This window comes from Citrobacter sp. Cb004 (assembly GCF_030337065.1).
Taxonomy (GTDB): Bacteria; Pseudomonadota; Gammaproteobacteria; order Enterobacterales; family Enterobacteriaceae; genus Citrobacter; species Citrobacter braakii.
On sequence record NZ_JAOWCH010000033.1, the window covers coordinates 278,562 to 286,855 of the forward strand.

7 protein-coding genes and 1 rRNA gene are annotated in these 8,294 nt (G+C 52.6%); 2 read left to right on the plus strand and 6 right to left on the minus strand.

Annotated features, from left to right (window positions below):
- Positions 1 to 27: 27 nt before the first annotated feature.
- From proS to metN, 6 genes are all read right to left on the minus strand, one after another.
- Positions 28 to 1,746: a proline--tRNA ligase gene (gene proS, locus OGV65_RS02160; protein ID WP_016151778.1), complete on the minus strand. Its 1,719-nt coding sequence runs from the start codon at positions 1,744 to 1,746 to the stop codon at positions 28 to 30.
- Positions 1,747 to 1,859: 113 nt separating this feature from the next.
- Positions 1,860 to 2,567: a tRNA (N6-threonylcarbamoyladenosine(37)-N6)-methyltransferase TrmO gene (tsaA, locus tag OGV65_RS02165; RefSeq protein ID WP_016155737.1), complete on the minus strand. Its 708-nt coding sequence runs from the start codon at positions 2,565 to 2,567 to the stop codon at positions 1,860 to 1,862.
- Complete coding sequence (gene rcsF, locus OGV65_RS02170) at positions 2,564 to 2,968, minus strand: envelope stress sensor lipoprotein RcsF (protein WP_016151780.1); 405 nt, start codon at positions 2,966 to 2,968, stop codon at positions 2,564 to 2,566. Before rcsF ends, tsaA begins: the two co-directional genes overlap by 4 nt.
- A gap of 116 nt (positions 2,969 to 3,084) precedes the next feature.
- Complete coding sequence (gene metQ, locus OGV65_RS02175; protein ID WP_006686809.1) at positions 3,085 to 3,900, minus strand: methionine ABC transporter substrate-binding lipoprotein MetQ; 816 nt, start codon at positions 3,898 to 3,900, stop codon at positions 3,085 to 3,087.
- A gap of 44 nt (positions 3,901 to 3,944) precedes the next feature.
- Positions 3,945 to 4,598, minus strand: a complete 654-nt coding sequence (locus OGV65_RS02180) for a methionine ABC transporter permease MetI (RefSeq protein WP_003018471.1) — start codon at positions 4,596 to 4,598, stop codon at positions 3,945 to 3,947.
- Positions 4,591 to 5,622, minus strand: coding sequence for a methionine ABC transporter ATP-binding protein MetN (gene metN, locus OGV65_RS02185; RefSeq protein ID WP_016151782.1), 1,032 nt, complete (start codon positions 5,620 to 5,622; stop codon positions 4,591 to 4,593). The genes OGV65_RS02180 and metN overlap by 8 nt, the downstream gene beginning before the upstream one ends.
- Positions 5,623 to 5,811: 189 nt before the next feature.
- On the opposite strand from metN, the gene gmhB reads away from it, so the two are divergent.
- Positions 5,812 to 6,378 carry a D-glycero-beta-D-manno-heptose 1,7-bisphosphate 7-phosphatase gene (gene gmhB / locus OGV65_RS02190; protein ID WP_259688175.1) on the plus strand — a complete coding sequence of 189 codons (567 nt, stop codon included), beginning with the start codon at positions 5,812 to 5,814 and terminating at the stop codon, positions 6,376 to 6,378.
- A gap of 364 nt (positions 6,379 to 6,742) precedes the next feature.
- Positions 6,743 to 8,284, plus strand: a 16S ribosomal RNA gene (locus OGV65_RS02195).
- The last annotated feature ends 10 nt before the right edge of the window (positions 8,285 to 8,294 follow it).

Genomic DNA, 8,294 nt, shown 5'->3' on the forward strand with positions numbered 1-8,294 from the left:
CCTGATCCTCAGGGCCTTGTGCTGGTATTAGCCTTTAATAGCTTTGACCAGGTAGTCGACGATGTCGCCGGTTTTAATCAGCTCTTTCTCGCCGTTACGACGGTATTTGTATTCGATATCGTCGTTGTCGAGGTTACGGTCGCCCAGCACGATGGTATGCGGAATACCGATGAGCTCCATATCAGCAAACATCACGCCTGGACGCTCTTTACGATCGTCCATCAGCACTTCAATACCCTGCGCGCGCAGCTCCGCGTACAGCTTCTCAGCCAGCTCCTGCACACGGTAGGATTTGTGCATGTTCATCGGCAGAATAGCAACCTGGAACGGGGCAATGGCGTCTGGCCATACAATGCCGCGATCGTCGTAGTTCTGTTCAATCGCGGCAGCCACAACGCGAGTGACCCCAATACCGTAGCAGCCCATGGTCAGCGTCTGGTTACGACCATCTTCTCCCTGAACGGCGGCTTTCATCGCTTCAGAGTACTTGGTACCCAATTGGAAGATGTGGCCCACTTCGATACCGCGTTTGATCATCAGCGTACCTTTGCCATCCGGGCTTGGATCGCCGGCGACCACGTTACGAATGTCAGCCACTTCCGGGGTGGCCACGTCACGATCCCAGTTGATACCGAAATAGTGTTTACCGTCGATGTTGGCACCGGCAGCAAAATCGCTCATTACCGCAACGGTACGGTCGATAACCACCGGAATCGGCATGTTCACCGGACCCAGAGATCCAGGACCTGCTTTAACCAGCGCACGAATTTCTTCTTCGGTGGCGAAGGTCAGCGGGCTGGCAACCTGCGGCAGTTTTTCCGCCTTGACTTCGTTCAGCTCGTGATCGCCACGAACCAGCAGCGCAACCAGCGGGTAGCTGCTGCCTTCAACCGCTTTCACCAGCAGGGTTTTCACGGTTTTCTCGATAGGCAGGTTGAATTGTTCAACCAGCTCGGCGATGGTTTTAGCGTTCGGCGTATCAACCAGCGTCATTTCCTGCGTTGCAGCGGCGCGCGGTTCTTTCGGTGCAACAGCTTCGGCAAACTCGATATTTGCCGCATAGTCGGAAGAGTCAGAGAAGATCACATCGTCTTCACCGCTCTGCGCCAGCACCTGGAATTCGTGAGAGGCGCTGCCGCCGATAGAACCGGTATCCGCTTGTACCGCACGGAAATCCAGCCCCATACGGCTGAAGATTTTGCTGTACGCAGCGTACATCGCGTCGTAGGTTTCCTGCAGAGATTCCTGAGAGGTGTGGAAAGAGTAGGCATCTTTCATCAGGAATTCGCGGGAACGCATCACGCCGAAGCGCGGACGCACTTCGTCACGGAATTTAGTCTGGATCTGATAGAAGTTCAGCGGCAGCTGTTTGTAAGAGCTCAGCTCATTACGGATCAGGTCGGTGATCACTTCTTCATGCGTTGGGCCGAGTACGAACGAACGATCGCCACGGTCAGCAATACGCAGCAGTTCCGGGCCGTATTGTTCCCAACGGCCGCTCTCTTCCCACAGTTCAGAAGGCTGAACGACCGGCATCAACACCTCGATCGCACCGGCGTTGTTCATCTCTTCACGCACGATGTTTTCGACTTTTTTCAGGACGCGCACGCCGGTCGGCAGCCAGGTATATAACCCAGAGGCCAGCTTGCGGATCATCCCGGCGCGCAGCATCAGCTGGTGGCTGATGACCTCGGCGTCGGCAGGTGTCTCCTTCAGAGTGGAGAGCAGATATTGGCTAGTACGCATGTTGTTACGGTTCCAGTTGAACGATCGAACAGGCTCAAAATGAGCCTGGCACAAAACAAAAGTGGTTTAGTTTACCAGCGAGAAGGGGATGTCAAAAGAGTACGCGATGCAAATTAGCGGGCTTCCAGAGCAAAGACCTCAAATCCTGACGGTGTCACGCGCCAGCGGACGTTAAAGTCCAGCAACCAGACGGCATAGGTTTTGCCTTCTTCCTCGTTTTTACGGTAGGCAGGACGCGGATCCTGCGCCAGCACTTCGGCAATAAACTGACGAAGATGCGGGTAACGCTGTTCGAGCTTTGGTAGTTGCTCAGCGAGCTCTTCACTGAACGTCACGTCTACACTGGCCTGCGGCGCGTCCTGAGCATAGCTGGCGCGAGCATCAGGCAGCGATTCGGCAAACGGCAGATACGGTTTTATATCCACTACCGGCGTGCCATCAACAAGATCCAGCCCGCCGAGCTCAAGGATTACATGCTCTTTATGGCAACGGATGCCCCGCAGCTCAACCAACGACATGCCAACAGGGTTCGGACGAAACGTTGAACGCGTGGCAAAGACGCCCATTCTGGCATTGCCGCCAAGACGGGGAGGGCGCACGGTTGGACGCCATCCACCTTCCATTGTCTGGTGAAAAACAAAAATCACCCACAAATGGCTGAAGGCTTCCAGGCCGCGAACGGCATCGGCCTGGTTATAAGGTGCGAGCAAATGCAGTTCACCGTTGGCACTTTTCACCAGACCCGGCTGGCGTGGAACGGCGAACTTTTCTTTATAAGGTGAGCGGATAACGCCTATTTGCTCGAACTGAAAATGGCTCATTTCGCCGAAATGTTCAGTGCAGAACCGATGCAAACCGCCTGGCGATAGCAACCCGGCGTTCCGCTGGTTACTTCGCAACTGTGCAGCAATACCGCATTTGCTTTCATTTTAGATGCGTTAATCTGCATGCGTTTGCGTGCGGTTGGAATGCTCGGTGGAGAATCCTGGTTGGATGCCTGGCAGGATTCGCCGCTGACTTCGCCGAGATCGCGGAACGGTTTGCCAACTAAATCTTCAGCGTTAGTAATGATTCTTACTGGCGCCGCGCGCGGTGCTTTGGGTTTTTCCGGCTCCGCTTTAGGCGGGGTAGCGGTGCTTTGAACGGGTTCAACAGGGGATCTGCTTAACATAGAACAGCCGCTCAGCATGAGTGCTACTAAACAGATCGGTAAAGCACGCATAATATTTCCTCAATGAATGATCTAAACGTCAGATATTGAATCAGGTGCTTGCATAAATGACAAGACGGGCAAGCGCCCGTCCTGATGATATTACAGATTCTGGAAACAGCCTAAAATTACCAGCCCTTAACAGCACCGCCGTTGAAGACTTTGTTTGCTGCTTCGTACACTTCGTCAGACTGGTATGCCTGAACGAATTTCTTCACATTCTCAGCATCTTTATTGTCTTCACGAGTCACGATCAGGTTTACGTACGGAGAATCTTTATCTTCAACAAAGATACCGTCTTTAGCCGGGGTCAGGCCGATCTGGCTGGCGTAGGTCGTGTTGATGACCGCCAGTGCGATTTGCGCATCGTCCAGGGAACGCGGCAACTGCGGCGCTTCCAGTTCAACCAGCTTCAGGTTTTTCGGGTTTTCAATCACGTCCAGCGCGGTCGGCAGCAGACCAACACCGTCTTTCAGTTTGATTAAGCCCACTTTTTGCAGCAGCAGCAGGGAGCGGCCAAGGTTAGTCGGATCGTTTGGAATCGCGACCTGAGAGCCTTCCTGCAACTCATCCAGTGATTTGATTTTTTTAGAGTAGCCCGCAATCGGGTAAACAAAAGTATTACCTGCGGCAACCAGTTTGTAGCCGCGATCTTTGATCTGTTGATCCAGGTACGGTTTGTGCTGGAAGGCGTTAGCATCGATATCGCCTTTGCTCAGCGCTTCGTTAGGCAGGACGTAATCGTTAAACGTGACCAGCTCAACGTCCAGACCGTATTTTTCTTTAGCCACTTTCTGCGCGACTTCTGCGACCTGCTGCTCTGCGCCAACAATAACGCCCACTTTGATGTGGTTAGGATCTTTTTCATCCTGACCGCAACCCACAAGTGCCAGAGAACCGATCAGGGCTCCAACTGCCGCAAAGGTTTTGAATTTGAACGCCATGCTTATTTCCTTTTCTTAATGAGTTTTTAGTGTTGTGTGCAACGTTATTTGTGCGTGACAGCCCGGACGATGCGATCGCCGGATAACTGAATTAAATAAACCAGAACGACGAGCAATACCAGCACTGTATTCATGACGGTAGCGTTGTAGCCAATATAACCGTACTGATAACCAATCTGGCCAAGACCACCGGCACCGACGGCACCGCCCATCGCGGAATACCCCACCAGCGTGATAAGGGTGATGGTGGCCGCATTGACCAGTCCAGGCAGTGCTTCTGGTAGTAATACCTTACGTACAATTTGCAGCGGCGTGGCGCCCATTGCACGGGAGGCCTCAATCAGCCCGGTCGGGATTTCGAGCAGCGCGTTTTCCACCATACGGGCGATAAACGGCGCGGCGCCGACGGTCAGCGGGACGATAGCGGCCTGCAGCCCAATAGAGGTGCCAACGATCATGCGGGTGAACGGAATCATCCACACCAGCAAGATAATGAACGGGATGGAACGGAAAATATTCACCAGTGCAGAGAGCGTGCGGTAGAGCTTCGCGTTCTCAATGATTTGCCCCGGCCGCGTTACGTACAGCAACACGCCAACCGGCAGGCCAATCACAAAACCAAAAAAACCGGACACAAAGGTCATTGCCAGCGTTTCCCATACGCCGCGAACCAGTAGCCACATCATCGGCTCAGACATAACCCAGTACCTCTACTTTTACATGGTGTTCCTGCAACCAGTTAATGGCCGCTTGTGTATCTTCCTGTGTGCCGTGCATTTCAGTCAGCATGATGCCGAACTTCACGCCGCCGGCGTAATCCATCTGCGCGCTAATAATGTTGTTATTCACGTTAAAACGACGGGCCGTCTCCGAAAGTAATGGCGCATCAACCGAATGACCGGTGAATTCCATGCGCAGCATTGGCACGCTGTCTGCTTCTGGCTTTGCTTTTAAACGTTCCAGATAATCTTCCGGGATATCCAGGTGTAGCGTGGACTGGATAAATTTCTGTGCCAGCGGCGTTTTCGGGTGGGAGAACACTTCGCTGACGGTGTCCTGCTCAATCAGCTCACCATTACTGATGACCGCCACGCAGTCACAAATGCGTTTTACAACGTCCATCTCATGGGTAATCAGCAGAATGGTGAGTCCCAAACGACGGTTAATGTCTTTCAATAATTCCAGAATCGAGCGGGTTGTTGCCGGATCGAGTGCGCTGGTGGCTTCATCACACAGCAACACTTTTGGATTGCTGGCCAGCGCACGCGCAATCGCCACTCGCTGTTTTTGTCCACCGGAAAGGTTGGCTGGGTAGCTGTCGTGCTTGTCGCCAAGGCCGACTAAATCCAGCAGTTCTGTTACACGGCGTTTGATCTCTTCCTTTGGCGTGTTATCCAGTTCCAGCGGCAGCGCGACGTTGCCAAACACGGTACGGGAAGAAAGCAGGTTAAAGTGCTGGAAAATCATGCCAATTTGACGGCGAGCTTTAGTCAGCTCGGATTCAGAAAGCGTCGTCAGCTCCTGACCGCCAACCTGAACACTGCCTTCGGTTGGGCGTTCAAGTAAGTTAACGCAGCGAATGAGCGTACTTTTACCGGCACCGGAGGCGCCAATGACGCCATAAATCTGCCCGGCAGGAACGTGCAGGCTGACTTTATTTAGCGCCTGAATGGTGCGAGTCCCCTGCTGGAACACTTTGGTGATATTCGAAAGTTTAATCATTGGTTATTTATTATCATAATTAAGTTAGCCGTGGCATTTTCGTCTGTCTGTGACGGTCGAAGCCGTCAACAAGATGGATGTTAAGGCATCCAGACGTCTAAATCAATCTAGCTTTGCACGATGAGCACTTTCTTGCCCGCCGAAACATGCGATACTAGAGCCACATGCCTTATTCAGGAGCTATAAAAGGTGGCAAAATCTGTACCCGCAATTTTTCTCGACCGCGACGGCACCATTAATGTGGACCACGGTTACGTACATGAGATTGACGAGTTCGAGTTTATCGACGGCGTTATTGATGCCATGCGTGAACTTAAAAATATGGGTTACGCGCTCATTATCGTGACAAACCAGTCTGGTATCGCTCGTGGCAAATTTACTGAGGCACAGTTTGAAACGTTGACCGAATGGATGGACTGGTCGCTGGCCGATCGCGACGTTGATTTGGATGGTATCTACTATTGCCCGCATCATCCGCAGGGCACAGTAGAAGAGTATCGTCAGGTCTGCGACTGTCGTAAACCGCATCCTGGAATGTTGATCTCCGCCCGAGACTTCCTGCATATCGATATGGCCGCTTCCTATATGGTAGGCGACAAGATAGAAGATATGCAGGCAGCAGCAGCGGCGAATGTTGGAACGAAGGTTCTGGTGCGCACGGGCAAACCTGTTACGCCGGAAGCAGAAAATGCGGCAGATTTGGTCATAAATAGTCTGGCAGACCTGCCAATGGCGATAAATAAGCAGCAAAAGTAAGCGCAATGGATAAAAGGTGAGCGGTTGAAACAAAAATGCATTTTTCCGCTTGTCTTCCTGAGTCGACTCCCTATAATGCGCCTCCATCGACACGGCGGATGTGAATCACTTCACACAAACAGCCGGTTCGGTTGAAGAGAAAAACCTGAAAATGAGGGTTGACTCTGAAAGAGGAAAGCGTAATATACGCCACCTCGCGACAGAGCGCTAAAGCGCGTCGCAACTGCTCTTTAACAATTTATCAGACAATCTGTGTGGGCACTCGAAGATACGGATTCTTAACGTCGCAAGACGAAAAATGAATACCAAGTCTCTGAGTGAACACGTAATTCATTACGAAGTTTAATTCACGAGCATCAAACTTAAATTGAAGAGTTTGATCATGGCTCAGATTGAACGCTGGCGGCAGGCCTAACACATGCAAGTCGAACGGTAGCACAGAGGAGCTTGCTCCTTGGGTGACGAGTGGCGGACGGGTGAGTAATGTCTGGGAAACTGCCCGATGGAGGGGGATAACTACTGGAAACGGTAGCTAATACCGCATAACGTCGCAAGACCAAAGAGGGGGACCTTCGGGCCTCTTGCCATCGGATGTGCCCAGATGGGATTAGCTAGTAGGTGGGGTAACGGCTCACCTAGGCGACGATCCCTAGCTGGTCTGAGAGGATGACCAGCCACACTGGAACTGAGACACGGTCCAGACTCCTACGGGAGGCAGCAGTGGGGAATATTGCACAATGGGCGCAAGCCTGATGCAGCCATGCCGCGTGTATGAAGAAGGCCTTCGGGTTGTAAAGTACTTTCAGCGAGGAGGAAGGTGTTGTGGTTAATAACCACAGCAATTGACGTTACTCGCAGAAGAAGCACCGGCTAACTCCGTGCCAGCAGCCGCGGTAATACGGAGGGTGCAAGCGTTAATCGGAATTACTGGGCGTAAAGCGCACGCAGGCGGTCTGTCAAGTCGGATGTGAAATCCCCGGGCTCAACCTGGGAACTGCATCCGAAACTGGCAGGCTAGAGTCTTGTAGAGGGGGGTAGAATTCCAGGTGTAGCGGTGAAATGCGTAGAGATCTGGAGGAATACCGGTGGCGAAGGCGGCCCCCTGGACAAAGACTGACGCTCAGGTGCGAAAGCGTGGGGAGCAAACAGGATTAGATACCCTGGTAGTCCACGCCGTAAACGATGTCGACTTGGAGGTTGTGCCCTTGAGGCGTGGCTTCCGGAGCTAACGCGTTAAGTCGACCGCCTGGGGAGTACGGCCGCAAGGTTAAAACTCAAATGAATTGACGGGGGCCCGCACAAGCGGTGGAGCATGTGGTTTAATTCGATGCAACGCGAAGAACCTTACCTACTCTTGACATCCAGAGAAGTTTGCAGAGATGCGAACGTGCCTTCGGGAACTCTGAGACAGGTGCTGCATGGCTGTCGTCAGCTCGTGTTGTGAAATGTTGGGTTAAGTCCCGCAACGAGCGCAACCCTTATCCTTTGTTGCCAGCGGTTCGGCCGGGAACTCAAAGGAGACTGCCAGTGATAAACTGGAGGAAGGTGGGGATGACGTCAAGTCATCATGGCCCTTACGAGTAGGGCTACACACGTGCTACAATGGCATATACAAAGAGAAGCGACCTCGCGAGAGCAAGCGGACCTCATAAAGTATGTCGTAGTCCGGATTGGAGTCTGCAACTCGACTCCATGAAGTCGGAATCGCTAGTAATCGTGGATCAGAATGCCACGGTGAATACGTTCCCGGGCCTTGTACACACCGCCCGTCACACCATGGGAGTGGGTTGCAAAAGAAGTAGGTAGCTTAACCTTCGGGAGGGCGCTTACCACTTTGTGATTCATGACTGGGGTGAAGTCGTAACAAGGTAACCGTAGGGGAACCTGCGGTTGGATCACCTCCTTACCTTAAAGAA